We start from the raw sequence: 26,277 nt of genomic DNA on the forward strand, positions 1-26,277 counted from the left end.
GAGTCTGAAACGCCACGATAGTGCGGGCGAGGCATGCCATGCGACCCTTCCACATACTCGCCAGCCTAGCGTGCTATATAGTCAGCGCGCCGCCTGGATTTGCGGAGGAGAATGGAATTCCGGGTTCACCTTTGGTCAATTCGATTGTCTTTCGAGAAACCAAAGGCGGGAATCCTGACGCCTATCGAACTGTTATGCCGCGGCGGTCGCCACCGAATTCCACAGCACTACTAAAGGAAATGAGGTCAGCGCAGGATAAAATCGCCCAGACCGAGCTAGGCAACAAGATTCTGCGCGCGAACATGGACTTTGCCGGAAAGGTGTTCGGGGTTGCACAGAACGCCGCAGGTGCCGAGCTGACTAGCAGGGCTGCCCTAGGAGTGGTAAATTTCGGTTATGGGCAGCTGAGAGATTATGTCGTCGAGCAGTCAGAGCGACAGCTTGAAGAAGTGAAGGTGACGCGATATGCAGCACTGTTTGCGAAGGCTAAGAAGCTCTCTGACAGTGCATTTTCGGAGCTGACCGGCGGGCGTGTCACCGAGCAGAATATCGATGAAGCGCGGCGCATATTGCGCGGTGCCGACGCTGAGCTCGTTGACACTGCATTAGCTGAACGGCCGCAGGACCGTGATGTTCTTGTCCAGGTCCAAATCAGGCAGATGAATGATGGTCTCGCCCGCTATGCGGCTCTGTCAAATTTGGAAGTGGAGGACCTCAATCAGAGGATAAAGTCAGCGTCTGATTCCATTCAGGGGCTTGAGGAAAAATTTAGAAGCCTTTCAACGGAAATGGGTGCTCGCCTGAGCGCCCTCGAGAACGGGCAGAAAGCTCTTACCAGAGCTGTCGATGGTCTGTCGGTCGCTGTCGAGCAGAACGCCAGCGATATATCGTACATGCAGGGACTAATGTGGAAGCGGATGACTGCCGGTGAACAACGGGCGGCCCTCGAAAGTCGGACCTTCTTTCGCGATATGCCCGAGGCCGAACGGAAGAAGGTGGTTGAAGATCTTGCCATAGTTGAAAAGGCTGAAAGTGCTCAGAGGGCGCTGGGTAATGCTGCTGCTCTGGCGGACCTGGGACGCAAGCTCGGTGTATTAAATGAGAGCCAGCACGAGAACCTCGTCAAGAACATTGATACCGCTAAAGTAGCGGTCAATACCATGACGAACTTCGCATCTGGAAACTGGGTTGGCATGGCGATGGCCGCAGGCGGCCTCATGGGAGGTGGCGGAGATCCAAATGCAGCTCGGCAAGCTGAAATTATGAGTGCGTTACGGCAGATTGACGCAAAGCTGAATCAGCTAATCGCCCTGAACAAGCAGATCCTTGAGGAAGTTCGCGCCCTTAATCTTGCCGTGGAGGAATCTAAGCAAACTGTTCTCGCAGCAATCACGAATATCGAACGGCGGCTCGACCGTCTTGAGAAGGCTATCCAAGCCCCTCTCGTAGCAGATTGGAATGCCTGCGATGCCTTTATCAATTCGATGTCGAACTACGGTGGTGCGGCAGGCATATTTGGAACCTACAGCAAGCGGAAGGAACACTTCGACGCTGGGTGGAGGGAGTTTCGTGACTGTATAGACGCGCAGAGTCAAATTGCGCGTGGTACCGGTAACGACCAGTTCCACTCTGTATTCTTCCTGGGAACATACTCGACCAAGGGGGCCCCAAGCCCCCTAGATGACCCTCTGTACGAACTCACTCGAAACTTGACCTATCGGCTTGTTAGCGGCGATGAGATTTCCCGAGAGTGTCAAGACTGGCTATTCAGAGCACTGATCGATACACCAAGTCGTTGGAGCCTCCGAAGAAACCGTCTGGGCTGCACCTCTAGCAAGACCCGCGATGTTGCTTATAAGACGTTCAGCGGCTTCACAATGCACGGTGATGTGGCCCTAGATGCACCAATTTTAGTTCCGGCGGCGGAACGCATCGGGCGCCAACTTCAGTTCTTGTTACCATATCGAGAACTAGTCGCACGAACGCCTCAATCTACCTACGAGCTTAAGTCACCTGAAGCGCTTGCTGCGGGACGTCCGCTAGCGCGGGCGTCGGAAATTCAGGAAGGTGATCCGCTTCCGATTGCAGAAAGCCACATTGACATCCTGAACATCAGCATTGCTCAACAGTCGATTTATTCCGGTGGGCTGATCGCCGACCAAGTGTTTGACGTCATGGCTTCATCTGCGTTTGGAGAGAAGGAATCCCAATATCTCTCCCTTGAGGGGCGCAAAGCACTGGAGAACCTGAGGGAGGCGAAGAACCGATATGATTTGGTTCGAGCGACAATGAGCCTGCTCTCAAGCATCTCAGTTCCACTAAAGGTTCCCGGGCGCTCGGTGACAACCAATCCAGCCAGTGCTGTTGTCTCGGCAGAATTGAGAGCTGCCGAAAATGAACTTCAAAAAGCGCGGGATGCCTTTAAGGCCTTCGCGGAATGTAAAGTAGGTGATCCGGCCGGCTGTGATGCGCGTATGGCACGTTGTGGCTTCAGGGACCTGTATTTAAGAATTGCCTGCGCTCTTGAGCGGAATCCGTACCTCGCCGCCAATGTAGCTATCTATGTGGGACAAGAGTTCCAAAAGACAGTCGGTCGATTGGGCTACGCTGGAGTGCTTGCCACGTCAGATGCAGATCTCCTTCGATCCATGGCCCGCAAGTCTGACGAACCAGCAATAGCTGGCTCTGCATTCAGGTTCGTCTATCTACCGGACGACATGGCAACACGGCAGCGGAGGAAGCCGTGGGGATTTGAGTTCCTCGGTCCCAGTCTTGGTGCGTCGGCAGTGCCGCTTCCAACCCCGAAGCAGGCCGAGGCTGGCGATTTTATTGCAACGCCCGATCTTGAGTCGCTTCGGCGCATGAGGTTGGAACTTGGAACCAAGATCTATGCCGCAAAGGTCCACCTTGAGGACCAGTTGAGCAGTGCCGAAGATCAATTATTGATCCGGCGGATCGGTATCCTCGATCCAGCCCTCGGAGCTGTAACACGGTAAAGGTCATCCAGCTCAACCAGCAAGGAGATGCTGTGCTTCGGCGCAGCACGCGATCGTAATAAGCTATCGTATCTCTGGCTAAAAGCTGCGAATCTGGTTAAGCACGGCTCATGAACTTTTCCATCCTTGAGGACCAATCCGATAGGGCGCCTCTCCCAGTCGAACTCCCAGACTTGCCCTGGGGCTCGATTGCTGGCCCGATGGAGCGCCTGCTCCTGGACATCTGCCACTTTGACGCCAAGCTTGCCGCTTCCGGCCTTGCCGACGGCTGGCAGTCCCGGTGCGACATGAATGATGCGGTCAGGGCACTGTTACTCGACGGACAACTAGTCGATATCGGGGATCTTGTGCTCCACGATGCGGCGATGGACGTTCGCAGTCCAACCCACGAGATCACTCGGGCTGCAGCTGCCCTCAGGGCACGCCGTACGGCCTTAGTTCGGCCGGCGCCCTGGCCGCTGTCGATCGACGGGATATCGGCTCTGAGGGGCATCGCCATTGGGGGAGGGGAGATGGCTAAACTCTCCAGATCGGCACCGCGGCCCGACGAGGCGTCCGAGCTCTACGATGATGATGATCCCTTGGCCGCACACCTGGCGGACATCGATAAACTTCTAGCGCGTACCGACAAGGTCCTGGCCGGTGAAACACCGATTCCCAAATCCAGGTCCTCATTGATCTATGACCCCGAGGAAGACCAGGCCGAGAAGGAGGATCTTTGGCTCGATGCCCTCAAAAGGATGGGCTCATGGCCAGCGCTCGCGACCGCGGCGATTGGCTGGGACCTATGGACCAGTCTTGGGCTTTATGAACGGCAGCCGTGGCTTGGACTGATCATGGCGGCGTCGATTTTACGGGCGCGCGGGGTTACCAGCCGGCTGCTTCCCCTCGCTTCAGGATATAAGGCCTCGAAATACCGGCCAACCGGCCGCGAGACTCCGGCTCAAAAGGTGGAAGGGTTTGGGGCGATCGTTTCCGAAGCGCTGAGGCAATCACAGAAGGACCTCGAGCGCTTGATCCTAGCCCGTGAGGCCATGGGTCGAGCAACTCGTGACCGAAGAAGCAATTCGAAGCTCCCAGACTTCGTGAACATATTTCTGTCTCGTCCGCTCGTGACCGTCGCCTTGGGCGCCAAGCTTCTCAATGTAACGCCAAAAGCGATCGATGATATGATGCGTCAGCTCGGAGGAGCATTGCCGCGTGAACTAACCGGTCGCCGACGATACCGGGCATGGGGGATCGTGTGAGCACCCAGGTTGAGCGGATCGCATTTTCGATTTCTTTAATTCTCTAATTATATCGAATTTGCTCCGACCTCGCGAATTTCGGCAATCCGCAATGCATATCGACAATCGGCAAAGCTGACTTAATTCATATTGTCGATCCTGAAAATAACGGTATCTATATAGCATTATGACCCATGAATCGCTCCAACTCTTGGACAAGGGCGCTGTGAAATACACAAATCACTCGCTCCTAAAGTCGTTTGCTATTCTGCAGAGCCGCACAGCCGGATTTGTGGCTCTCGTGGAGATTCCCATGTGGTTGGAATCGGATAGCTGCGCGGACCGAGAATAATTTTAATTCACGTGAGGAGATGAATTTATGACCGTCCGTGAATTCACGTACGACCTTAGCAGCCCGCTTCACGAGCTCGGGTTGGTCGGCACATGGCATTGGGACCTGCAGAACGGAGAGTTTCTGTGCTCCATCGGCATGTACAAGATGTGGGGCTTCGGGCCGTCTGACGTCGTGAATCCGGCGACGATTGAGGAACATATCCACCCCGACGACAGGGTGGATCCGGGGCAACTCCAACGAAACATCGACCAAGGGTTATAAAACTACCGCCGCATGCGGATCATAAGACCTGACGGCCTGATGCGTTGGGCCGTCAGTCGAGGATGCGTCTTTTGGGGTTGGAACAAGAACTGCTTTCAAACACACGCTAAGCTAGAGCGAACAAAGAACCTCCGTTTTCGCCCGGTCGGATCATGCGGCTCGTGCCAAGGGCTGCGGCAGTCGCAGGGGACGAAAGCCGTCCACGAGCACAGGCTGCTCGCCCGAGGCATAGGTGCCGGTGAGATTGATGTACTTCCAGCTCAGCGGCGACACGTGTTTGAACACCTCAGGCCGAATGACGCGCCCCTGCCGCCGAAGATGATCCACGGCGCGTCCGAGATAGACCGTGTTCCAATGGATGATCGCGCTGACCACCAGGTTCAGCCCGGAGGCCCTGAACGCCTGGCTTTCGAATGAACGGTCCCGGATCTCGCCGCGCTCATGGAAGAATCCGGCCCGTTTCAGCTTGTGAGCTGCCTCACCCTTGTTCAGACCCGCCTGACAGCGGCGCTGGAGTGCCGGGTCAGAATACCACTCGATCATGAACAGGGTGCGCTCGAGGCGCCCAGGCTCACGCAGAGCCCATGCGAGCTGGCTGGGATTGCGGGAGGTGGCTAGCCGCTTCAGGATCGTCGAAGGTGCGACCGTTTGCGTCTGGATCGAGGCTGCCAGATGCAGCAGGTCATCCCAATACTCCATGATCAGGCTGGTGTTGATCGGAACGCCAATATGCTTTTGGAGTGCGGGATACGTCGCTGGTTTCTCGACGGTGTGGAGCTTCCGGTCCTTGAGATTACGAAGGCGTGGAGCAAACCGCCGGCCTGTCAGCGCGAAGAGACCAAAGACATGGTCGCTTGCGCCGCCCGTGTCGGTGAAGTGCTCCTGGATTTCAAGTTCTGTCTCGTGATCAAACGGGCCATCCAGCACGTACGGAGCCTCACTCTCGGTGGCACTGATCGGCAGGATGCTAAAGTAGCCGTACTGGTCGGAGAGATGGCTGTAGAACTTTGGCCCTGGTTCACTTCCGTCGTGCAAATTGATATCGCTGCGCGGGCCTGCGCGATCGCTGGCCTGGAAGAACTGCCCATCTGACGATGCCGTGGAGCCGTCGCCCCAGAGCAGGGCATGGGGGTGTTGGGCGTGCCTGTCGGTGATGCAGGCTTGCGCCAGCTTGTAGGTCTCAGGTCGCGTATGGAAGATCCGCTTCCAGGCAATCTCCCGCGTGCTGATGCCTTTCGAAGCTGCAGCCATCCGCTTTGCTCCGAGATTGGTGGCGTCGGCCAGAACGCCAGCCAACATGGCGGGAATGTTGTCAGGCGGTTCCTGGGTACGGATGTGGGTGAAGCGATCGGCAAACCCGGTCCAGGCATGCACCTCCGTCAGGAGATCGGGTACCTCGATCAGCGGGTATATGTCGCCGAGTTCCCATTTCAGCTCCTCGGCCGCGGCCGGCACATCGCCGGAGAGCGGAGTGACGACGAGCTGTCCGGCCTCGAGCCGGACAGCTTCGACCTTGCCATTGCGGGCACGGTAGGCGAGCCGCTTCAAATTGAAGTCGAGGGCCTGACGCGCCTCGCTGAGATATGCCACGGCATCACCCTGAACGCCGAGACCGAGTTCATCGGCTGCTTTCAAAGCCGCGAAGGCCGGCTTCGGCATCAGCTGTTCGTCCATCGGTCGGAAGGAGCGGCTGCCTTCCACCCAGATGTCGCCAAAGCGCAGTCCCTGATCTGTTGCCATGGCTGCATCGATGGCAGCCATCAGAGCCGCACGCCGATCCTCGCGTGTCGCAGTCCGGACGCCCAGATACTGCGTCAGGCGGCGACTGTGATCGAAGCGGGTGTGATAGCTGCGCGAGTGGAGGGCAAAGGCATTGGAGTCGACCTCCAGCTGTTCGGCCACATAGGCCACCATGGCGGCGGGTGGGCTCTCGTCGACCCCGAGGATCCGACCCGGATTGCGCATGAGGCAGAGTTGGACCGCATATCCGAGCTGATTGTGAGACCGATGCCGGACCTCAGCCTGGAGCCGATCCTGCGGCAACAGAGTGTAGTGCCGGATCAGGCTGGCCTCGTCGTCTGGAATGCCAGGCAGCGCCTGACGCTCCTCAAGGCTCAGAAGCTTCCGACGTGTCATCTCTCATCTCCCGCGCTTGCTGCCCACCGCTTCCGTGGCCTGGAGCACAGGTGCGGGATCTTTCTGCTCGATACAGCCGCCGCTTGTTCTGTCCACACGTAACGTTCTGGATAGCGTTACCGTGATGGTGCAAAGGAACTGCCTGATCTTGGTTCGTCAGAAGGGGAGGGGGCGCGTAGCCCGGACAGAGGGGGTTCCTGGTCCGTTCTAGCTTAGCGTGTGTTTGGAAGCAGTTCTTGTTCCAACCCCAAGTTATCGGCCGTTCATCCTTCATCCGCTAAAGCTTGGCCCCAGTACCAGGAAGGATTACATTTACCGGGATAGGCACAAGAACTGCAGTTCTTGTGCCTATCCCGGTAAGACGGCGACGCCCCGATGGTTTTTATACATTCCGCTACCCTCCAGCCGGAGGCTTCCGACGGCTCACAGCGAGTGATGGAACGGAAGCGGTCTGCATGTCGTTTCGGTGTCATTGGGAAAGGAGAAGCGGATCTTGCCTCGCTTCGTTGACAAGCCGTTCGATTGGGTGTCGATCCTCGCGTTGGCTTCGGGCGCCGCGGTGCTGGTGCCAAGTCTCGCGGCACTCGGCATGACGCTGGTGGCTGTGATCCGCGACCTAGTCTGACAGAGGCTGCGCGCCGCGCCCCGGTGCCGAACGGGCCCCGAGATATGACGAGCATCACCGTTCCGGACGGGCCTGACCTTCGTCGCTCGGATCCTCTTCGAGAAGGACCCGTTCCGCCGCTCCATCCAGATCGTCGTATTGGCCGTTGCGGAGGGACCACAGGAAGGCGGCCAAGCCGACCAGTCCCATGCCCAAGGCGATGAGGATCAACCACCACATGGAACCCATTTGATTGTCCTTCCGGTCCTTGGCTTCACGCAGCTTGGTGCGTCGCTGACAGCCTCATGGCATTGGCGACGACGAGGATCGAGGACACCGACATCGCGACCGCCGCGACAAGAGGCGTCACATAGCCCAGTACGGCCACAGGCACCGCCAGGGCATTGTAGCCGATCGCCAAGGCAAAGTTCTGGAAGATCAACCGCCGGGACTGGCGTGAGATTACAAGGGCGTCGCCAACGGCGGACATGCTTTCGTTCAGGAACACGAAGTCCGCGGCGTTGCGGCCGATATCGGCCGCGGTGGCGGGGGCCATCGACACGTGGGCGGCCGACAGGGCGGGCGCGTCGTTCAGCCCGTCCCCGATCATCAGAACTTTCCGGCCCGCGGCCTCATGCGCCGCGACCCGTGCCACCTTTTCCGCCGGGAGAAGACCCGCCGCTAAGTCACGGATACCAAGCCTGGACGCCAGGTCCCTGACCACGGCCTCACGGTCGCCGGACAGAATTTCCACAGCCAGCCTTTGGCGCACCAGGTTGCTCACCGTCTCCTGCGCCTCGCGGCGGATGCGGTCCTCCAGCACAAAGGTCGCCAGCGGTTCCCCCTCTCGCGTCAGGATCGAGATCGAGGCAGTTGCGGAGGCGTCGTCCCAAGCCCCTTGCCCTGCCGCCCAGTCCGGCCGGCCGAGCCGGTACGTGGCACCGCCTAGTCTGGCTTCGAGTCCCAGACCGGCAGTTTCCTCAATCCCGTCGAATGCGGGAACGTCGCCCACATGCTGGGCGGCGGCTTCGGCAATCGCCCGTGCCGCTGGATGGCGCGAGCCCATGGCCATCCCCCGGGCGATCCGCAGCGCCGCCGGCGAGACTTCGCCCGCGTTGACCAGGGTAGGTCGGCCCAGCGTCAGGGTGCCGGTCTTGTCGAAGGCCACGCCGTCGATCTCAGCCAGACGCTCCAGGGCGGAGCCGTCCTTGACCATGATCCCGCTCTCGAACAGGCGGCGTGCGGCGACGACCTGCACGATGGGCACCGCCAACCCCAGGGCGCACGGGCAGGTGATGATCAGCACGGCGATGGCAATGGTGACGGACACATGCCAATCCCCGGTGACGAACAGCCAGCCCATGAAGGAGAGCAGGGCCAGCGTGTGGACGACGGGCGAGTACAGCGCCGCGGCGCGGTCGGCCAGCCGCCGGTAGCGGGCCCGCCCGCCCTCGGCTGCCTCCATCATGCGGACCATTTCCGCCAGGAACGAGTCTTCGGCCCGCGCGGCGGCCCGGACCGTCAGCGGCCCGGTGAGGTTCATTACCCCCGCCTGGACTGCTTCGCCCGGAGCAGCCTTCCGGGGCGCGGACTCACCAGAAACGAGGGAGCAGTCGAGCTCGGACGTGCCCTGGGCGACCACGCCGTCGACGGGGATCCGCTCGCCCGCGGCGATGAGCACCGCCGCACCGGGTTCGATCTCCGACACTGGGACGTAGAACGGCTTCCCGCCCCGGATGATTGTGGCGCCTGCTGGGGCAAGCCGCGCCAGGCCCGCGACGGCGGAGCGCGCCCGCTCGCGCATCATATGGTCGAGCGTGCGGCCGATGAGCAGGAAGAACAGCAACGAGGTCGCCGCGTCGAAGTACGCATGCGGCTCGTTGTGGAGCGTGTCGTAGAGGCTGAGGGCGAAGGCGAGCGACACGCCGATGGAGATCGGCACGTCCATGTTGGTGCGGCCATGGCGCAGCGCCGACCAGGCCGAGGCATAGAAGATCCGGCCAGAGTAGAGGAGTGCCGGGAGAGCAAGGAGGGCCGAGATGAGATGGAAGGCTTGGCGCGTGCCGGCGTCGGCCCCCGCCCAAACCGACACGGACATAAGCATGATGTTCATCGCGCAGAAGCCCGCCACCGCCAGCGCCCGGATGAGGCGCGCCAGTTCGGGGTCTTTCGCAGCCTGCTCGGACGCGAACAGGTGTGCCTCGTAGCCAATCCCGCGCAGGGCACCGATCAGGTCGGGCGGCCCGCCATCGCCGGTGTTCCAGCGGACCGCAACGCGCTTCGTCGATAGGTTGACCCGGGCGGACTGAACGCCCGGCAGCTTTGCGAGCGTCCGCTCCACTGCGGCGATGCAGGCGGCGCATTTGACCCCAGGCACCGACAGGTCGCTCTGACGGGTGCCGTCGCCGAGGTCGCGGCTGGCCAGCCGAATCTCGTCCCGCAGGGTGCCGGGCAGCATCGGTTCCCCGAGTGCCGCCTGCACGTCGACAGGCGCGCAACAGGTCATTGCTATCCTCCCCAAGGCCTAACGTTCCGCCGGCACATCAGCGCATCGCCCGGTAGGCATGCCAGGTGGCATGACCCAACAGCGGGAAGATAACGATGAAGCCGAGGAAACCCGTCACGGCACTGGCCGCGAACAGCGCGAGCACAACGGCGCCCCAGGCGATCATCGGGGTGAGGTTGTTCCAGACCATAGCCATGCTCGTGCCCATGGCCGTCAGGGCGTCCGTGCGCTGGTCGAGCAGCATCGGGATCGAGAACACGCTGATCGCGAACCCGAATGCAGCGAACAGCCCGCCAATGAGCGTGCCGACAATGAGCATCGCCCAGCCGACCGGCGTCGTGAGGAGCATGGCAACGACCCCATCAAGTCCGGGAAAGGCTCGAACGCCGAAGAACAGGGCGTACACCAGGACCGCAGCCCGGTTCCAGAGCAGCATCAGCAGGCAGAGCAGCAGCCCGGTGTAGAAGATCTGCGCTCCGGCCAGGGGCCGCACAAGCAGCATGGTGCGCAGCGTCGGGTGCTCGCCGGCCTCCAGGGCACGGCTCTTCTCGTAGAGGCCGATGGCCAGCACGGGCGCGACGATCATGTAGCCGGCGATGGCGGGGAACAGGATGTAGTCTCGGCCCGAGGCGATTAGCGCCCAGGCGAGGAGCGCGGTGATCACGAAGACGGCAACGCCATAGGCGAGACTGAGACCCGGCTGGACGAGCAGGTCGCGCCAGCCCCCCCGCAGCCAGTCGAGTGCCGCCTGCGCCGGCAGGTGGCGCTGCCGCGCCGGGTTGCGCGTTTCGTCGATGCTGGAGGTCTCGCTCAACAGGCCGTAGGACTCGTCCGCTTCGCTCATTTGCCTTCCCCGGAGTCGTGCACGCTTGATCTTTCTCTCAGCAGGCGGGCTTCGCCGCCCGGTATGTGCCCGCCTGGGTGCCCGCCTCCTTCAGGTGGGCGACGCAGTCGGGTTGGGAGGCCACCGCGACGTAGACAAGATGCGCGTTGGCGGCCACCACGACGAGCAGCACAGCGGCCGCCAGGAACCAGGCCAGCAAGGGCCACTTGGCCCGCTTTGCCACGGGACCGGCCGTCATCGCTTCGCGTCCCTCAGCGAGTTGACGTATAGCGCCAGGATCTTGATCTCCGCCGGGGTCAGGCGCTCATCCCAGGTCGGCATGTGGCCCTGCCGCCCGCCGTGGATCGTGTTGATGATGGTCTGCAGGTCGCCGCCGTAAAGCCAGAACTGATCGGTCAGGTTTGGGGCACCAACCTCCCGGTTGCCCTTGCCATCCTCGCCGTGGCAGGCGGCGCAGGTGGTGAGAAAGGTTTCCCGTCCGGCATGGATCTGGGGGCCGTTCTGTGGCGTCGACACGGCCGGATTGGACAGAGATTGCACGTAGGTCGCGACGTTCGCCACCTGAGTGCGGTCGAGCATCGCGTCGCGCCCGAAGGCCGGCATCTGCGCAACCCGGGTGTTCTGATGGCGCGAGTTGATGCCCAGGCGCATGGTCTCGGCGATCTTGTCCACCTCACCGCCCCAGAGCCAGTCGTCATCCGTCAGGTCGGGATAGTTGGCGCGGCCCCTGCCGTCGGACCCATGGCAGGCGGCGCAGTTGTCGCCGAACAGCTGGCGCCCCGTCGAGCGGACGACCCTCATCAGGTCCACGTTGGACTGGATCTGCTCGTAGGTGTCCGTCTCGATGGCTTTCATCCAGGCCGCGCGCTCGGCCTGTGCGGCGACCAGATCCTGCTGCACGGCCTGGCGCTGGTCGATCCCCAGAATGCCCTTGGTGTAGGTGGTGACCATCGGCCAGGTCGGCATCAGGATCCACCAGAGCAGCGCCCACACATGCGTGACGATGATGAACATCAGCACGCCGCGCGGCACCGGCGTGTCAAGTTCCTTGATGCCATTCCATTCGTGTCCCGTCGTCGGGCGGCCGCTGACGGGATCGCGTTCCTCTACTGCCATGGCCGGTCGTCCTCACCCAGAATGTTCCGCTTGGCGTCGTCGAACTTCCTCCGGTTGCCTGGCCAGAAGGCGTAAATGACGACGCAGACGCTGAAGCCGATAAAATAAAACAGGCCCCAGCTCTTGGCGAAGCCGACGAGGGTGTCGTGGTCGATGTCCATGAACTGACCTCCTTTTCCTTCGTCAATTAGTGGGATTGGGCGCCTGTTCCGGCGCGGCGGTGTTGGAATAGGCCGCATCGGTCAGCCGCCCGAGTACCTGAAGATAGGCGACCAGCGCGTCCATCTCGGTGAGCTGAGTGACGACGCCGTCGAAGCCGCTGACCTGGGTCTTCTCGCCATAGCGCTGGGTCACCCCAGCCGCGAACGGACTGTCCGGGGCGGCCTGCCCGAAGGCGTCGCCGGCGGCGTTGGCGATCATCTCGTCCGTGTAAGGCACGCCCAGCGCCCGCTGCGCCCGCAGATGCCGCCCGAGGTCCTCCGTCTCCAGGGCAGTGCGGGCGAGCCAACTGTAGGCTGGCATGTTCGACTCCGGCACCACGCTGCGTGGATTGGTCAGGTGCGCAACGTGCCAGAAGTCGGAGTACTTGCCGCCTATGCGGGCGAGGTCCGGGCCGGTGCGCTTCGAGCCCCACAGCATCGGGTGGTCGTACTTGGACTCCACCGCCAGCGAATACGGGCCGTAGCGCTCGACCTCGTCACGCAGAGTGCGGATCATCTGGCTGTGGCAGGCGTAGCAGCCCTCGCGGACATAGATGTTGCGCCCGGCGAGCTCCAGCGGAGTGTAGAGGCGCATGTCCGGCGCGTCCTCGACGGTTGTGTGGATGGTGAAGAGCGGCGCGATCTCAACGATGCCGCCGACGCTGGCGGCCGCGATGATAGCGACGACGAAGCCGATAGCAGTGCGCTCCAGTTTACGGTGAAACAGTTCGGCCATGATGTCACTCCGCTGGGGTCGCTGCGGCGCCGGGCGCCAGTCCCGTTTCGGGCACGTCCGTCCGTCTATCCACGGTGGCGGGCACGGCGCGCACCGTCATCCAGATGTTGAAGGCGGCGACGATGGCGCCGAGCAGGAACAGCAGGCCGCCAAAGGCGCGTGCGATGTAGTAAGGGTACATAGCGACAAGCGAGTCGAGGAAGGAATAGGCGAGGGTTCCCTCCTGCGTGTAGGTGCGCCACATCAGTCCCTGGAGGATGCCCGAGTTCCACATGGCGAACACGTAGATGAGGGTTCCTGCGACGGCGAGCCAGAAGTGGACTTCCACCAGCACTGGCGAATACATCCGCTCGCGCTTCCAGAGCGAGGGCACCAGGGTGTAGATCGACCCGAAGGTAATGAACGCGACCCAGCCAAGCGCTCCGGCGTGAACATGGCCGACGGTCCAGTCGGTATAGTGGGACAGCGCGTTGACCGGCCGGATGGCCAGGAACGAGCCCTCGAAGGTCGACAGCCCGTAGAAGATCACCGCCACGAAGATGAAGCGCAGGGTCGCGTCGTCCCTGACCTTCTGCCAGGCGCCGTTGAGGGTGAGCAGCGCGTTGCCGGCCGAAGCCCAGGACGGCACGAGCAGCATGACCGAGAACGTCATGCCGAGGTTCTGCACCCAGTGCGGCAGCGCCGTGTAGTGCAGGTGGTGGGAGCCGGCCCACATGTAGAAGAACGTGATGCCCCAGAAGCTGAGAATCGAGAGCCGGTAGGAGAAGATCGGACGCTGCGCCCGGACCGGCAGGTAGTAGTAGAGCATCGCCAGGAAGCCGGCAGTCAGGAAGAAGGCCACGGCGTTGTGGCCATACCACCACTGCACCATGGAGTCCTGCACGCCGGCCCAGATCGTGTAGCTCTTGGCCTGGCCGAACGAGACCGGGATAGCGAGGTTGTTGACGATGTGGAGGATAGCCACCACGACGATGAACGCCATGTAGTACCAGTTGGCGACGTAAATGTGCGGCTCCTTGCGCCGGGCGATGGTGCGCAGGAAGAGGACGAAGTAGGTTACCCAGACGACCACCAGCCACAGGTCGGCGTACCATTCGGCTTCCGCGTATTCCTTCGACTGGGTCACTCCCATGAAGTAGCCGGTGACGGCCAGGACGCAGAACAGGTTGAAGCCGAGCAGCACGAACCACGGGCTGACCTGGCCTGCAAGGCGGGCGCGGGAGGTGCGCTGCACAACGTGGAAGGAGGTGGCGATCAGGGCGTTGCCCCCGAAGCCAAAGATCACGCCCGTCGTGTGGGTCGGGCGCAGGCGCCCGAAGGTCGACCAGGGGGCGTCGAACGCGAGGTCCGGCCACGCCAGCTGGGCGGCCGTCCAGACGCCCATGAACATGCCGAAGATGGCCCAGGCAAGCGTCAGGGCGATGCCGACCTTGGTCGGGTCGTCATAGTAGTGCGAGGGACGATCCTGGGTCGGCTCGGGCTCGTAGTACGAGCGCATGACGAGGGCGGCAAGGCCGGCGCCGAAGAGGAGGACAATCACGCCGTGCACGCCGAGCGGATCGGAGCCGCCGGCTGCCGCCATTGCGATGCCGACGACGAAGACGCACACAATGATAACCAGGGCGTTCTGGCGTTCGCCGGTGGTTAGCTGTTGGACCATGCCACTCTCTCCGTAGACCTCAGACATACCGACGGCTCCACCAGTGCAGGCTACCCCGAATGAGCTGGTGGCACCCTATTAACTGGCGGACGTCGGCTGGACGTCAACCGACTGCCAAGCTTCGATGGTCGAGCACAGGGTACGACCAAGCCTCGGCAGCAAGGATGCCGACAGAGTGTAGTGCCGGATCAGGCTTGCTTCATCGTCTGGAATGCCGAGCAGCGCCTGACGCTCCTCCGGGCTCAGAAGCTTCCGCCGTATCATCACTTATCTCCTGCACTTGTTGCCCCACGGCTTTGACGGTTCGGAGCAAAGGTGCGGGATGTTGCTGCTCGGTACAGCAGCCTCCCGATCTGTCCACACGTTACGTTCTGAATAGCGTTACCGTGACGGCGCGGGCGAACTGCGCGATCTTGCTTCGTCAGAAGGGGAGGGGGCGAGGAGGCTGCAAAGGGACAGAAAGGGAGTTCCTGGTCCGTTCTAGCTTAGCGTGTGTTGGGAACAGTTCTTGTTCCCACCCCAGTCAGATTGAGGACTGCGCGGCGTATCGCGGGCCGAAGGTTGCGGAGCTACCTACCTCCATCGCAGTGGATGGCTCAGTGACACCCCGCGAGATCGGCTTGGCCCTACGATAATAGGGCTGCTCCCCAGTCTCTCAAGCGAGTCTGGCATTGCGTGGCAAGGTTCGGTGGCCCCATCGCCGAGTTTCATGCAGACAGGATCTGAGGCACTTTCCAACCGCGAACAGAACGATCCTAAATCGGCTTGTATCTGTGACCTGATCGGCCAAGAGGAGGGCACAGCGCTCTCGTTTATGCGGAGATCTAAATCCCGCCGGTCGCGAAACGACAAAAAACAGCCTCGCCAATATTTCGCGGTAGCCAGATAAAACAGAGTTCGGTTCAGCTTAGGTTATGGCGCCGCACGTGCCGAGCCGGCGCACGATACCTGGGCCGGCAATTTTGCCGTTGACAGTCATCTGATCCGTGCAAGAATAGAATACTCTGTATTCTTTTAGAAGACAACTTCTGTGAGCGTCCGTCCGCTTTCCTCAGTCCTGAAGGCCTTCGCAGCCCTGGACATCATTGCCTCCTCCACCGAGCCGCTGCGGTTGGCCGATGTCGCTCGCATGCTTGGAGAGGCGCGCGCAACGACCCTCCAAAGGCTCGTGACCCTCGTGGAAGCCGGATGGATCGAGCAGTCAGATGACGGGCGATACCGCTTGACCTTGAAGGTCGTCCATCACGCGACCATTGCGATGGAGCAGGCAGGCATCGGAACACGCCTGCTCGATGTCCTGCACGAGGTAGTGGCCGAAAGCGGCGAGACCGCTTCCCTGGCCGTTCTTGAAGGAACTGAGTCGGTCATCATCAACCGGGTTGAGTCACGCGGCCTCCTGCGCGCCGATCTGCGGATTGGGACCCGTCTCCCCCTGTCCGACTCGGCGACAGGACGCGTCCTTGTCGCTCACGCCTCGTCCGACACCATCAACCGCCTCGAGTGCGCTGGTATTGAACTCGGAGAACCAGCAGTGCTTTCCGAGGTCCGTGAGCGTGGCTTTGCGGTTTCCGGACCGCTCGGACCACGAACAGTAACCGCCGTTGCAGCGCCAGTGTTTGGTGTACATGGCGAGTGCATCGCTGCCCTTTCCATCTCTGGGCCGACAAACGGGTTCGACATGGATCTGAGTTCCAAAATTGTCACGCAAGCCGCTTCTAAAGCCACAGCCCGCATCCGTGGAGCCAACGAGTGAACGTAGCCTTGAACTTTGACGTGCGGGAGAACCACCTTCTCCGCAAGCTGATGCGCCCCGCATCAGAACTCATGACACCCGATCGATTGGCGGCCATCCAGCCATCACGGGTTAGTGCTTCTCGGGCTTTAATGAATCAAGCCGTCCGGGAGCGCTGGAAGATCGAGTGCACACGCTTCGAAATCGACGACCGTGCCCGCGGAACCGCGCTGTATATAGTCGATACCGGAAACTATCGTTTCTCATTTCCGGTCTACTCGTTCGAACCGTCACCTGAAGGGCGCACCGGTCGGATCATCGGACGAGCCTGGGACATGATGGGGGCATTAATCGAAGGCGAAATCACTTCTGAGGATCTCGAGACGACCCGTCGAGAACTCCCGAAACTCTACGAGGGCCGCGCGACACCTGGTACCCTCACCTGGTGCCGTTCAAACCGGAGTGCACGGTTCTTCGATTTCGCGCTGGACGCATTGGCCTCAGGGCGTCAGCCAGATGTCGCCCCGTTGGGCAAGACCTGCTATCTCATGCGAAACACAGGTCTTGATGGCAACGGAACGTTCGGAACGCGCACATTCCTGACGCTTGAGGCTGACCACCCACTCCGGTGGTCACTGTCCGCGCAGATGTTATCTGCTTACATGATGCGGGTCTTTGCGGAGGACCTTCTGAATCATCTGGCGCGCCTTCGTTCCCCCCAGGCTGTTTCGATGGCTCCGGAGCTTGCTCGGTACCTCGGCGTCGGCAACGGCTCCGCCCTTGGTCTCATGCTCTTTGTCAATAACCATCCCCGGCTGATAGATCGTTGGATCTTCATCAGGGAGGAGGCTCTCGCACACGCGAAAATGCTCGTGCCGCAACCCGACGGCAACGAGGTTAACGACCTGATCGCCTTACTTCGGAAGGCGATTCGGTTCCGCCGAGAGGACCGCGTGGTCTACGAAGCCTTTACCAAGAGCGACATCGTTGCAGATAATCTGGAGATCGCGTTGCGTGAGGCGGAAGAGTTGCGCTCGCGCTACGCAAGGCGCGAAGCGGTCACCGCCCTGCCGTTTGCTGAGCTTTGTGAGACGCTGCAGGGACGGATCCATGATGAAGCCCTTGAAACGCTTCACTCCCTGCTCATCGAACTCGTCCCGGAGGTCGCCGATAGACTAGTTCAAACCTTGATCGTGGATGAAGAGCCAACACTTCGTCCCGAAATGACCGTCCGGCGCCTGCGCGACATCGTCCGGAATGATTACGCTTGGGCCTTCAACCTGGATTTGGTGTCGGAACGTTCTCAGCGGTACGTCTGGTACAAATCACAGACAGCCGAGGAGCCGCGACGGGGGCCAAGGGAGGAAGTCGGCGACGTTGTCAACCTCGGGCTCGACTTGCCACGCCTGATCGTGCGGCTGGACGCTGATCTCAGTACGGCAGATCCTGCGATGAGCGTCGCGCGATTCCTCCTCGCAAATCCATCACACCGCGCAATTGTGACCAGGGTCCAAGCGCTGGCGGGCCTCCCGTACCACTCCGTCCACTCCGATATTATGAGTGAGGACTTTGTGCCCGCACATATCACGCGGCTCCTTAACGTCGGGATCCATGGGATCGATAAGGCACGCGACTTCCTAAATCGGAACCTACGCGGAGTTCTCTTCCACGGCGCTCCGACCGCACACGATCTCGCTAACGGTGACGGGGACACGCAATGGTTTTACCCTGCGGAGCCAGCAATATGAGCAGCGAATTCGGATCCGATCACAATCTTCGTGTGAGCCTCCGGGAGTGCCGGATGGTCTTGGAACGGCTCATGCATGTTGCGAAGCTTGACCTTGGCCAAGTTGCGTCGACGCGAGACAGCGCTCTTTACTCGGCGATGCTGGGCCTCGGAGGCTTCGCCAGCCTCCGTAAGAACATTCAACTGCTCCGAGCCTCGGAACAGTGGCAGGTAACGCTGGACCACGATGCTCAGCCCATGCGGCTCGACTGTGCAGGGCAACATGCATGGGTCATCGCGCCGCTTCTATCAGACCTATTGGTGGATGATGTCCGCTGTGGCGGGACTGGTGAGATAAGCATATCGGGCATGGTTGCACCCGGCGAGGTTCGCGTCGTTGAGCCTTTTCTGCAGGCGCAGGGTTTCACGGCAGAGGTCTCGTGGGACAGCGTTCGTGAAGTTGCCAGAGTTTCCGTACGACCGATGCCAATAGGGCTCTCCCGAGATCCCCTCGATCCGGTCCGTCGAGAAGGACTAGTGGTGCCGGCGGCGACTTGGTGGGACCTGTTCCGGCTATCGAGCGAGGCACTAGCGCCCGATTCGTTTGAATCGCGAAGGCACGCCGGCGCCATCATTGTCGAGGCTGATGGCCGGGTCATTGGCCGTCAGGACGAAGATGACACAGACCTTTCTCTGCTCGCGAGGCAGCTGAAAGGGTCAGTCCAAGATGCTTCACTCGACCAGTAGGTGGACAAACGAAATGCTCATAGACGGCCTCCAATGCGGACACTTCACCCGTGATGTTTTCATTGATCTAAAAAAGGGCGGGTTCACCTGCGTGACCCCAACGCTTGGCTTCTGGGAAGGCGCCATCGAGTCTTTGGACGCTATTACCCAGTGGCGTGAGCTCGAGCGCTCGTCGTCGGACCTCATACTAATCGCGAAAAATGTCGCGGATATTCAGAGAGCCCACGAGACTGGACGGGTTGCTGTCCTACTCGGGTTTCAAAACACCAACCTCTTTGAGGATCGGATCGCCTTTGTGGAGTTGTTCGCCGACCTCGGCGTTCGGGTGGTCCAGCTAACCTACAACAATCAAAACGAGCTCGGTGGAAGCTGTTACGAGGAGAACGATAGCGGCCTTGCTCGGTTTGGGCGAGAAGTTGTTCGCGAAATGAATCGGACTGGCATTCTTATCGACCTCTCCCACGTGGGAGACCGGACTACTCTTGATGTCATCCGTTTCTCGGAACGACCAGTGGCGATCACTCACGCAAATGCCGCGAGCATCTTTCCCCATAAGCGCAACAAAAGTGACGCCGTTCTGAGAGCTCTGAAGGATAACGGCGGAGTTATCGGCTGTGCAACCTACCGCAACATCACTCCCGAGGAGGCATGCGCCTCAGTCAAGGGGTGGTGTGAGATGGTTGCCCGCACGGTCGATATCGCGGGGATAGACCACGTCGCCATCGGAACCGATGAAGGTCACAATACCACACAAGCTGACCTCGACTGGATGCGGAAAGGTCGCTGGACCCGCAGGGTCCAATACGGTGCTGGCTCAGAGGCCCGACCTGGCAAGGTAGCAAAGCCACAGTGGCTTTCCTCCCCAGGTGAACTCGGCGTCCTTCACGACGGACTTGCAGCAGTCGGCTTTCACGCTGAAGAAGTTCAAAAAATCACGTCAGGGAATTGGATGCGCGTCTACAGCTCGGTATTCGGCTGACGCCGATCACGCTCAGTGGCGACGAATTTCAAACAATAACCAGGGAGGATACCAGTGAAGATCGGCAAGACAGCCAACAGAATTGACGGGATCTCTCGCAGAACCGTGCTGACAGCCGGAGCAGGCGCGCTTCTGGCCATACCCTTCATCAAGCGCGCAGAGGCCACCGAGAAGGTCCTGTACGTCAACACATGGGGTGGCCTGTGGGACGAAGTTGCGCGTGACGTTTGGTTCAAGCCATTCACAAAGGAAACCGGCATTGAGATCAAAACCGTCTCCCCGGTATCGTTTGCAAAGCTAGCGGCACAGGCACGCACCGGGGTTTACGAATTTGATGTCACGACTCTCGGTGTGGCCGAGCTTGGTCGGGCTCACGCTGCGAAGATCATTGAACCCATCGAAGGCAGCGCTATCGATCGTTCGGCTCTTTGGGATGGCGCAGTGATTATGAATGGCGTGAAGTCTCATGCCTTCTCCAATGCCATCGTGTACCGAAAGGATCATTTCCCGAATGGTGGACCGCAAAACTGGCGGGACTTCTGGGATGTTCAAAAGTTCAACGGCTCCCGGTCGCTCCAACGCTACGCTGCCCGGACCCTTGCCTTCGCCCTCCTTGCTGACGGAGTCGCACCGGAGCAACTTTTCCCGTACGACCTTGACCGAGGGTTCGCGGCCTTGGACAGGCTCAAGCCTCATCTTCGGGTCCTGTGGACTCAAGGCCCCCAATCGGCCCAGCTGGTTCGAGACGGGGAAGTCGAAATGATCGGAATGTGGACCGGACAGGCCGGGAAACTGGTTGAAGCAAATGTGCCTGTCGAAATTGTCTGGAACCAAGCGCTTCTGGATCAGGCGTTCTGGGTCGTGGCTAAGGGGACGCCGCGAGCCGAAAACGCTTGGCGCTTCATTCAATCGGCCGTCAAGGCGGAACGGCTGGCAGAATTCTGCTTGCGGGATAAGAATGGCCCGCTCAACCCAAAGGCGTTTGACTTCATTTCCCCCGAACAAGCGAAGTTGATGCCGACCTATCCGGAGAATTTCAAGCAGGCAATCATCCTCGATCCAGAGAAGATCGCTCCGCAATTGGATGAACTCAACCAGCGCTTCGACCGCTGGATCTCAAGTTAACGGTAGAGACTGCCCGGGAAGCGAATGACGATGTCCAGGAAACCGAGGATTAAAACTGGGCCTATCTTGTTGGGACTGCCGGCAGGCCTGTTTCTGTTAGCCTTTTTCTTAGTTCCTCTTGGGTATGTTACCGTCCTAAGCTTCAGTGATCCTTCATGGGGAATAGCGAACTATCGCGAGTTGTTTAACTCGCGGTTGTTCCTGATGACCCTCGGCAATACGTTTTGGATGGCCGCGGTCGTGACCGGTCTAAGCCTGTTGCTCGCGTATCCGCTGGCTTATGTGGCTGCGACATCGAAAGGAACGTTAGGAAAGACGATCCTCATGATTGTCGCGCTCAGTTTCTGGACCAGTTATCTCGTCCGGACCTATGCGTGGATGGTGATCCTCGGAGTACAGGGCCCGATTCCTGCGCTCGTTGCGCTCTTCGGCCACTCTCCGCCACCTCGTCTCCTCTTTACGAGCTTTGCGGCAACCCTCGGAATGACACACGGGCTCATCCCGTTCATGACGATGGCGCTTTTCGCGGTGATGAAGCGGATCGACCCAAAGCTCATGGACGCCGCAGGCAGCCTGGGTGCAAGGCCATGGCGCGTCTTTTGGCACATCTATCTTCCATTGAGTGCGCCCGGCATCATCAATGGGATCACACTCGTGTTCATCACCTGCCTTGGGTTCTACGTAATGCCTGTTCTCCTGGGTAGCCCTCGCGAACAGACGATCGCTGGTCTCATCGGCGATCGAATGGAGCAAATTCTCGATTTCGGCGGGGCCGCAGCGATGTCACTTGTCCTCCTTGCCGCCTCCCTTGGTCTCTTCAGTGTCTATAGCCGCTATTTCGGCATGGACCGTCTTTGGGGAGGCCGGATATGACTCTGGTCCGCCTCGGCGCAATCGCGATTACCATATTTCTGGCGGCGCCCCTCCTGGTTGTGGTGCCGATGTCATTCAGCACCGCACCATCGCTTCAATTCCCGCCACCTGGTCTTTGGGTGGGATTCTACGCGAAGTTCTTTGCGGACCCCAACTGGACCGGACCGCTGGTCAATAGCATCATCATTGGGATTGCGACGGCCGTCCTGACCATGGCGGTTGCGGTTCCTGCCTCATTCGCTCTCGTTCGCCATCGGTTCCCGGGTCGGAGCGCCTTTAACCTTCTCCTGATGACCCCGCTCATTGTGCCTCATATCGTGATGGCTCTCGGATACTATGTCTATTTTGGAGAACTGCGTCTCCTTCAGAGCTATCTCGGCGTCGTTCTCGCTCATACGTGTTTCTCGATCCCTGTTGCAATGCTGATCATCACGGCGGCGCTCAAAGGGTTTGATCTGTCGCTGGAACGCGCCGCAATGAGCCTCGGTGCCCGCCCTCTGACGGTCTTCCGACTGGTCACGATGCCAATCCTCGCGCCGGCCTTCGTCATCGCCGGGTTGTTTGCCTTCGTCCATTCATTCGACGAGACTGTGGTCTCGCTCTTTATCTCCGGACGTGACGTCGCGACCCTCCCGCGTCAGATGTTCAATAGCTTTAGGATGGAAGCCGATCCGGTGATCTCGGTAGCCTCATCCTTGCTGTTTGCGGCAGCTCTCGCCGGCGTTCTGGTCCCAGCCGCGGTACGGTCTGTTCGCCGTACTCTGGACCGGCGGAACTCTCCACTTGCTTCCTGAATACCGACCAGAGGCTCCGATATCATGCCTGCTCGCTCCCTTTCCCTAAGAAACCTCGTGAAGCACTACGGTGCACTCCAGCGGGCCGTAGACGATGTCTCGCTCGACGTCGCTCCTGGAGAGTTCATCACATTCCTCGGTCCGTCGGGATCTGGAAAGACGACGACGTTAATGATGATCGCTGGCTTCCAAGAGCCCTCGGGAGGCTCGATCAACGTCGATGGGAGGGCGATCGGGCATGTCCCACCCTACGAGCGCAACATCGGCGTCGTGTTCCAAAACTATGCTCTATTTCCTCACATGAGCGTGGCCAACAATGTAGCATTTCCGCTCAAGATGCGAGGTGAGGCCAAGAAGGAGAGGCAGGTAAAATCATTGGAGGCCCTGGCGAGAGTTGGGTTAGGCGGCTTCGGTGATCGTTACCCTGGTGAGTTGTCCGGCGGCCAGCAGCAGCGTGTGGCGCTCGCCCGCGCCCTGGTCTTTCAACCCGATCTGATCCTCCTGGACGAGCCACTCGGTGCGTTGGACAAAAACCTTCGAGAGCACATGCAAATCGAGCTCAAGCGGATCCATCGTGAGGTGGGTGTGACGATGATCTATGTCACGCATGACCAGACCGAAGCTATGACGATGTCGGACCGAATTGCAGTCTTCAACTCTGGCAAAATTGAGCAGGTAGGTACTCCGCTGGAGGTTTATTTTAGGCCCAGGACAAGGTTTGCCGCTTCCTTTGTCGGAGACAGCAACCTGATTGATGCCGAATTCGCCAAGGACGACCGAACCGTACGAGTGCCTGGCTTCGGAGAGTTCACGGTTAATCCTGGACATTCCAAACGCGGCGACAGGGTCAATCTTCTCATCCGCCCCGAGATGATCCGTCTGCGCCCTGGAAAGAGCCAAAATCCAAGCACAAACGCCTGCGATGTTACGGTCGAGTCGATCGTCAATTATGGCGACAACCTCCTAGTGATTGGAAGGGCAGGGGAGCGGAGCCTTCGGATCCGAGTTCCTAGCCTAGACGGGAAATCGCTGCGGGAGGGGATGCCCTGTGTTGCCGAATGGGACCAAGATAGTATCCACGTTATGGCCGAACGCTGACGCAGAGCAAATTGCGGATAGGCGGCTACCTTATCGTGCAAGGGGCATAAGCCCTTTCTTCGGTACTGTTGCGTTAACCTTGGCGGTATAGGGAGGGGCGGTTCGTCGAGGGGCCGCTCTGTTGGATCTGTTCAAGCGCCGTCGCTTCCTAGTTGAGATCATCCTGCTGTGCGTGCGGTGGTACTGCAAATACGGCATCAGCTATCGCGATCTGGCCGAGATGATGCAAGAGCGGGGCACCAATGTGAACCCATCCACGATCTTCCGCTGGGTTCAGCGCTACGCGCCGGAGATCGAGAGGCGGGTGCGCCAATACCAGGGACATCGTTCAGGTTCATGGCGGGTGGATGAGACCTATGTACGGGTTGGCGGACAGTGGCGGTACTTGTTTCGAGCGGTCGATAAACACGGTCGGCTGATTGCCTCCATGCTCTCCGATCGGCGTAATGCTGGAGCGGCCTATCGCTTCCTGCGTAAAGCTCTGCGGGCGGTGAGAGACTATCCTCCCTCATCCATCACGACCGACAAACTGGCTTCATATTCCAAGGCAATCCTGCGCTTTCAGGACGAAGGGCTGCTGCCGAAAGATGTAGAACACCGCACCTCGAAATATATGAATAACATCATTGAAGCTGACCATGGCGCGCTCAAGCGCGTGATCCGTCCGACTCGCGGCTTCCAAACAATGAAAACCGCCGCCAGGACCCTGACAGGTTTTGAAATCATGGGCATGATCCGCCGCGGCCACTGCATCCAGCGGAAACGTCGAGCGACAGGCGAAATCTGTCTCGTCAATAAGCTTTTTGGTCTTGCTGCCTGAGCGGCCCGTTGAATCGGGTTCGTTCTGCTTGGTCCAAGTTGTTGCAACAGTGCCTCCAAGCGTCAATGCCAGTTTCGGCAATGACCAGAATTCTTTTCCAGCGCCGCCGTCGCGGACGAATGTGAAGGCGTCGGCAAAGCCCAGGGCCTCCAAGATCGTCTGGGCCGTTCCTTGCGTCGAGGTGAGTTTGTGACCGACACCGGCGAACAGCGAGCGGTCTCCCACAGTGCGCTCACAGATGACATTGAGGGCATAAGTGTAAGACATTCGACATGTCTTTTTTGGGTTTCTCGGATCATTGGTTCGTGAGGATGATCGGACCACGACGTTCGGAATCGGACGGTTCGGGTTTGATGACCAGCACAACGAAAAACCCGCCGTAGCGGGTTTTGGGGGTAGAGCGGTTGGCAACGTCATCGGCTGAGCGGTTCACCTGCGAAAACCCCAACGATCTAGATACCGTCGAAGCCGTCCCCGTCCTCGCAGGTCTCAATCAAGGTTGTAAATCTCGGCGGCATTGCCGAGGACCGTGTGAACAGCGGCCTCTTTGGACGTTTCGTTGAGCGCGATGCAGTGAACCGCCTCAGATGCTGACTTCCGAGCGGCTTCGCGCACGAAGTCGTCGAAGCCATAGATGACGGTCTAGGTCTTGAAGGGGGGATGTCGGTAGTTGGGCAATGGTTGCGTCCACAGAGACATTCTCCTCCAGGTTTAACTGATGGTTGGGTCATCAAACAGCGGGCACAACAAAAAACCCCAGAGTGGCGGGTTTGGCCTACTGTCGTGGGGTGCGTCCGTTCCTCAGGAGATGCGAAGCCGGGGCACGGCGAAGAACGTGAGGTAAAGGCTCATCGGGAAGCGGCGCAGGGCAAATAGACCACCGGGTAGGCCGGAACGTGCTGGTCATGCGACAGAAAGGTGAGGTTTTCGCAGATCGCTTGGGCGATCAACAGATGGTCGAACGGATCACGATGGTGCATTGGCAGGTCGGCGAGGGCCGCCAGGTGGTAAGGGCGGATATCGAGGGTGTCGAAACCCTGTGCGTCGATCGCCTCACTGATCTCTGCAATATCGGCCTCAAGCTTGCCGACCCGGACCTTGACGACAATCTCCCATAAGGAAGCGACGCTGATCAGGATGTCGTTGGCCGGGTCGGTGATGGCATCCATGGCAGCCTGTCCGATCCGCGGGTCGCCCTGCAACCACCAGAGAAGGGCGTGGGTGTCGAGAAGGATCCTCACTCGTGCGCGCCTTCCATGGCGGACAGCACATCGTCGGGCAGAATGTCAAAATCATCGGCCATGCGGATCTTGCCTTTCAGCATGCCCGGAATCCGGCGGGCCCGCTCCTGACCTGACGGCGGTCGGATCTCGGCAATCACCTCATTGCGGGACATGACAAGAACCGACGCCCCATGACGAGCCTGACGGAGCAGTCCGCTGAGGTTGGCGCGCAGTTCGCGGACGCCTACCCGGATCTGCTTATCGTTGTTCGGACGAAGCATGGCTCGCTCCTGTGTACTCATATGTGTACACAAGATCTCTGCGATTAGCAAGTGGCTCGAGCTTGTACGGTGCATCGTTGACTGAGCGGATCAGGGGACAATGAAAGCCTCAATCGATGGACTTGCCGCTCTACGAGGGATTGGCCCCGGACGAGGGGAGGGGGAACTCAAGCGCCCAATGGGTAAGCCGGATCCAGAAGACGATGACTCCTACCCGCCCTTCGCGAACGACGCTGATC

At 59.9% G+C, this 26,277-nt stretch carries 25 protein-coding genes; 13 read left to right on the top strand and 12 right to left on the bottom strand.

The features are described from left to right. Positions 1-38: 38 nt before the first annotated feature. The 3 genes from LJD17_RS22030 (at position 39) to LJD17_RS22040 (ending at position 4,838) form a co-directional block, all read left to right on the top strand. Positions 39-2,996, top strand: coding sequence for a coiled-coil domain-containing protein (locus LJD17_RS22030; protein WP_227386353.1), 2,958 nt, complete (start codon positions 39-41; stop codon positions 2,994-2,996). A 110-nt stretch (positions 2,997-3,106) separates the two neighbouring features. Next, the gene (locus LJD17_RS22035; protein ID WP_227386354.1) at positions 3,107-4,243 is read left to right on the top strand and encodes an RHE_PE00001 family protein; all 1,137 of its coding nucleotides are present in this window, start codon (positions 3,107-3,109) and stop codon (positions 4,241-4,243) included. 358 nt (positions 4,244-4,601) lie between these two features. Next, positions 4,602-4,838 (top strand): hypothetical protein, encoded by a 237-nt coding sequence (locus tag LJD17_RS22040; RefSeq protein WP_227386355.1) that lies wholly within the window; start codon positions 4,602-4,604, stop codon positions 4,836-4,838. Positions 4,839-4,988: 150 nt separating this feature from the next. Here the strand turns inward: LJD17_RS22040 and LJD17_RS22045 are convergent, their stop codons facing one another. Then, positions 4,989-6,974: a Tn3 family transposase gene (locus LJD17_RS22045; protein ID WP_227386356.1), complete on the bottom strand. Its 1,986-nt coding sequence runs from the start codon at positions 6,972-6,974 to the stop codon at positions 4,989-4,991. Between the two features lie 493 nt (positions 6,975-7,467). On the opposite strand from LJD17_RS22045, the gene LJD17_RS24155 reads away from it, so the two are divergent. After that, positions 7,468-7,599, top strand: a complete 132-nt coding sequence (locus tag LJD17_RS24155) for a hypothetical protein (RefSeq protein ID WP_264478545.1) — start codon at positions 7,468-7,470, stop codon at positions 7,597-7,599. A 54-nt stretch (positions 7,600-7,653) separates the two neighbouring features. On the opposite strand, the gene ccoS is transcribed toward LJD17_RS24155, so the two are convergent. The 9 genes from ccoS to LJD17_RS22090 form a co-directional block, all read right to left on the bottom strand. Next, complete coding sequence (gene ccoS / locus LJD17_RS22050) at positions 7,654-7,827, bottom strand: cbb3-type cytochrome oxidase assembly protein CcoS (RefSeq protein WP_227386357.1); 174 nt, start codon at positions 7,825-7,827, stop codon at positions 7,654-7,656. Between the two features lie 25 nt (positions 7,828-7,852). After that, positions 7,853-10,084 carry a heavy metal translocating P-type ATPase gene (locus LJD17_RS22055; protein WP_227386358.1) on the bottom strand — a complete coding sequence of 744 codons (2,232 nt, stop codon included), beginning with the start codon at positions 10,082-10,084 and terminating at the stop codon, positions 7,853-7,855. A 37-nt stretch (positions 10,085-10,121) separates the two neighbouring features. Then, positions 10,122-10,928 carry a DUF2189 domain-containing protein gene (locus LJD17_RS22060; RefSeq protein ID WP_227386359.1) on the bottom strand — a complete coding sequence of 269 codons (807 nt, stop codon included), beginning with the start codon at positions 10,926-10,928 and terminating at the stop codon, positions 10,122-10,124. Between the two features lie 37 nt (positions 10,929-10,965). Then, entirely contained in the window at positions 10,966-11,166 is a 201-nt protein-coding gene (locus LJD17_RS22065; RefSeq protein WP_227386360.1) for a hypothetical protein, read from the bottom strand. Continuing rightward, positions 11,163-12,044, bottom strand: a complete 882-nt coding sequence (gene ccoP / locus LJD17_RS22070; protein ID WP_227386361.1) for a cytochrome-c oxidase, cbb3-type subunit III — start codon at positions 12,042-12,044, stop codon at positions 11,163-11,165. The genes LJD17_RS22065 and ccoP overlap by 4 nt, the downstream gene beginning before the upstream one ends. Then, entirely contained in the window at positions 12,035-12,205 is a 171-nt protein-coding gene (locus LJD17_RS22075) for a cbb3-type cytochrome c oxidase subunit 3 (protein ID WP_227386362.1), read from the bottom strand. Before LJD17_RS22075 ends, ccoP begins: the two co-directional genes overlap by 10 nt. A 22-nt stretch (positions 12,206-12,227) precedes the next feature. Then, positions 12,228-12,980: a cytochrome-c oxidase, cbb3-type subunit II gene (ccoO, locus tag LJD17_RS22080; RefSeq protein ID WP_227386363.1), complete on the bottom strand. Its 753-nt coding sequence runs from the start codon at positions 12,978-12,980 to the stop codon at positions 12,228-12,230. A gap of 4 nt (positions 12,981-12,984) precedes the next feature. Then, positions 12,985-14,640 carry a cytochrome-c oxidase, cbb3-type subunit I gene (gene ccoN, locus LJD17_RS22085; protein WP_227386364.1) on the bottom strand — a complete coding sequence of 552 codons (1,656 nt, stop codon included), beginning with the start codon at positions 14,638-14,640 and terminating at the stop codon, positions 12,985-12,987. 78 nt (positions 14,641-14,718) lie between these two features. Beyond that, positions 14,719-14,904 carry a DUF4158 domain-containing protein gene (locus LJD17_RS22090; RefSeq protein ID WP_227386365.1) on the bottom strand — a complete coding sequence of 62 codons (186 nt, stop codon included), beginning with the start codon at positions 14,902-14,904 and terminating at the stop codon, positions 14,719-14,721. Between the two features lie 766 nt (positions 14,905-15,670). On the opposite strand from LJD17_RS22090, the gene LJD17_RS22095 reads away from it, so the two are divergent. From LJD17_RS22095 to LJD17_RS22135, 9 genes are all read left to right on the top strand, one after another. After that, on the top strand, positions 15,671-16,393 hold the full coding sequence (locus LJD17_RS22095; protein ID WP_227386366.1) for an IclR family transcriptional regulator: 723 nt from the start codon (positions 15,671-15,673) through the stop codon (positions 16,391-16,393). A 50-nt stretch (positions 16,394-16,443) separates the two neighbouring features. Next, the gene (locus LJD17_RS22100; RefSeq protein WP_319799721.1) at positions 16,444-18,120 is read left to right on the top strand and encodes a hypothetical protein; all 1,677 of its coding nucleotides are present in this window, start codon (positions 16,444-16,446) and stop codon (positions 18,118-18,120) included. Further along, positions 18,117-18,845 (top strand): hypothetical protein, encoded by a 729-nt coding sequence (locus LJD17_RS22105; protein WP_227386368.1) that lies wholly within the window; start codon positions 18,117-18,119, stop codon positions 18,843-18,845. Before LJD17_RS22100 ends, LJD17_RS22105 begins: the two co-directional genes overlap by 4 nt. Before the next feature lie 13 nt (positions 18,846-18,858). After that, positions 18,859-19,824: a membrane dipeptidase gene (locus LJD17_RS22110; RefSeq protein ID WP_319799722.1), complete on the top strand. Its 966-nt coding sequence runs from the start codon at positions 18,859-18,861 to the stop codon at positions 19,822-19,824. Positions 19,825-19,878: 54 nt separating this feature from the next. Next, positions 19,879-20,949: an ABC transporter substrate-binding protein gene (locus LJD17_RS22115; RefSeq protein ID WP_227386370.1), complete on the top strand. Its 1,071-nt coding sequence runs from the start codon at positions 19,879-19,881 to the stop codon at positions 20,947-20,949. Between the two features lie 24 nt (positions 20,950-20,973). Then, on the top strand, positions 20,974-21,822 hold the full coding sequence (locus LJD17_RS22120) for an ABC transporter permease (protein ID WP_227386371.1): 849 nt from the start codon (positions 20,974-20,976) through the stop codon (positions 21,820-21,822). Further along, the gene (locus LJD17_RS22125) at positions 21,819-22,616 is read left to right on the top strand and encodes an ABC transporter permease (RefSeq protein ID WP_227386372.1); all 798 of its coding nucleotides are present in this window, start codon (positions 21,819-21,821) and stop codon (positions 22,614-22,616) included. The genes LJD17_RS22120 and LJD17_RS22125 overlap by 4 nt, the downstream gene beginning before the upstream one ends. 24 nt (positions 22,617-22,640) lie before the next feature. After that, complete coding sequence (locus LJD17_RS22130) at positions 22,641-23,714, top strand: ABC transporter ATP-binding protein (protein ID WP_227386373.1); 1,074 nt, start codon at positions 22,641-22,643, stop codon at positions 23,712-23,714. A 121-nt stretch (positions 23,715-23,835) separates the two neighbouring features. Next, complete coding sequence (locus LJD17_RS22135; RefSeq protein WP_227386374.1) at positions 23,836-24,534, top strand: IS6 family transposase; 699 nt, start codon at positions 23,836-23,838, stop codon at positions 24,532-24,534. Between the two features lie 848 nt (positions 24,535-25,382). On the opposite strand, the gene LJD17_RS22140 is transcribed toward LJD17_RS22135, so the two are convergent. After that, positions 25,383-25,775, bottom strand: coding sequence for a type II toxin-antitoxin system VapC family toxin (locus tag LJD17_RS22140; protein ID WP_227386375.1), 393 nt, complete (start codon positions 25,773-25,775; stop codon positions 25,383-25,385). Further along, entirely contained in the window at positions 25,772-26,038 is a 267-nt protein-coding gene (locus tag LJD17_RS22145) for a type II toxin-antitoxin system Phd/YefM family antitoxin (RefSeq protein WP_227386376.1), read from the bottom strand. The genes LJD17_RS22140 and LJD17_RS22145 overlap by 4 nt, the downstream gene beginning before the upstream one ends. Positions 26,039-26,277: the final 239 nt, after the last annotated feature.

Source organism: Microvirga rosea, from assembly GCF_020595095.1.
Classification (GTDB): Bacteria; Pseudomonadota; Alphaproteobacteria; order Rhizobiales; family Beijerinckiaceae; genus Microvirga; species Microvirga rosea.

Bases quoted from the DNA above. Each gene is read 5' to 3' on its own strand.
- LJD17_RS22065 (WP_227386360.1), bottom strand. From the start codon at position 11,166: ATGACGGCCGGTCCCGTGGCAAAGCGGGCCAAGTGGCCCTTGCTGGCC.
- LJD17_RS22125 (WP_227386372.1), top strand. From the start codon at position 21,819: ATGACTCTGGTCCGCCTCGGCGCAATCGCGATTACCATATTTCTGGCG.
- LJD17_RS22045 (WP_227386356.1), bottom strand. From the start codon at position 6,974: ATGACACGTCGGAAGCTTCTGAGCCTTGAGGAGCGTCAGGCGCTGCCT.
- LJD17_RS22110 (WP_319799722.1), top strand. From the start codon at position 18,859: ATGCTCATAGACGGCCTCCAATGCGGACACTTCACCCGTGATGTTTTC.
- LJD17_RS22130 (WP_227386373.1), top strand. From the start codon at position 22,641: ATGCCTGCTCGCTCCCTTTCCCTAAGAAACCTCGTGAAGCACTACGGT.
- LJD17_RS22040 (WP_227386355.1), top strand. From the start codon at position 4,602: ATGACCGTCCGTGAATTCACGTACGACCTTAGCAGCCCGCTTCACGAG.
- LJD17_RS22100 (WP_319799721.1), top strand. From the start codon at position 16,444: ATGCGCCCCGCATCAGAACTCATGACACCCGATCGATTGGCGGCCATC.
- LJD17_RS22105 (WP_227386368.1), top strand. From the start codon at position 18,117: ATGAGCAGCGAATTCGGATCCGATCACAATCTTCGTGTGAGCCTCCGG.
- ccoS (WP_227386357.1), bottom strand. From the start codon at position 7,827: ATGGGTTCCATGTGGTGGTTGATCCTCATCGCCTTGGGCATGGGACTG.
- ccoP (WP_227386361.1), bottom strand. From the start codon at position 12,044: ATGGCAGTAGAGGAACGCGATCCCGTCAGCGGCCGCCCGACGACGGGA.
- LJD17_RS22090 (WP_227386365.1), bottom strand. From the start codon at position 14,904: ATGATACGGCGGAAGCTTCTGAGCCCGGAGGAGCGTCAGGCGCTGCTC.
- LJD17_RS22075 (WP_227386362.1), bottom strand. From the start codon at position 12,205: ATGGACATCGACCACGACACCCTCGTCGGCTTCGCCAAGAGCTGGGGC.
- ccoN (WP_227386364.1), bottom strand. From the start codon at position 14,640: ATGGTCCAACAGCTAACCACCGGCGAACGCCAGAACGCCCTGGTTATC.
- LJD17_RS22145 (WP_227386376.1), bottom strand. From the start codon at position 26,038: ATGCTTCGTCCGAACAACGATAAGCAGATCCGGGTAGGCGTCCGCGAA.
- LJD17_RS22035 (WP_227386354.1), top strand. From the start codon at position 3,107: ATGAACTTTTCCATCCTTGAGGACCAATCCGATAGGGCGCCTCTCCCA.
- LJD17_RS22030 (WP_227386353.1), top strand. From the start codon at position 39: ATGCGACCCTTCCACATACTCGCCAGCCTAGCGTGCTATATAGTCAGC.
- LJD17_RS22055 (WP_227386358.1), bottom strand. From the start codon at position 10,084: ATGACCTGTTGCGCGCCTGTCGACGTGCAGGCGGCACTCGGGGAACCG.
- LJD17_RS22120 (WP_227386371.1), top strand. From the start codon at position 20,974: ATGACGATGTCCAGGAAACCGAGGATTAAAACTGGGCCTATCTTGTTG.
- ccoO (WP_227386363.1), bottom strand. From the start codon at position 12,980: ATGGCCGAACTGTTTCACCGTAAACTGGAGCGCACTGCTATCGGCTTC.
- LJD17_RS22060 (WP_227386359.1), bottom strand. From the start codon at position 10,928: ATGAGCGAAGCGGACGAGTCCTACGGCCTGTTGAGCGAGACCTCCAGC.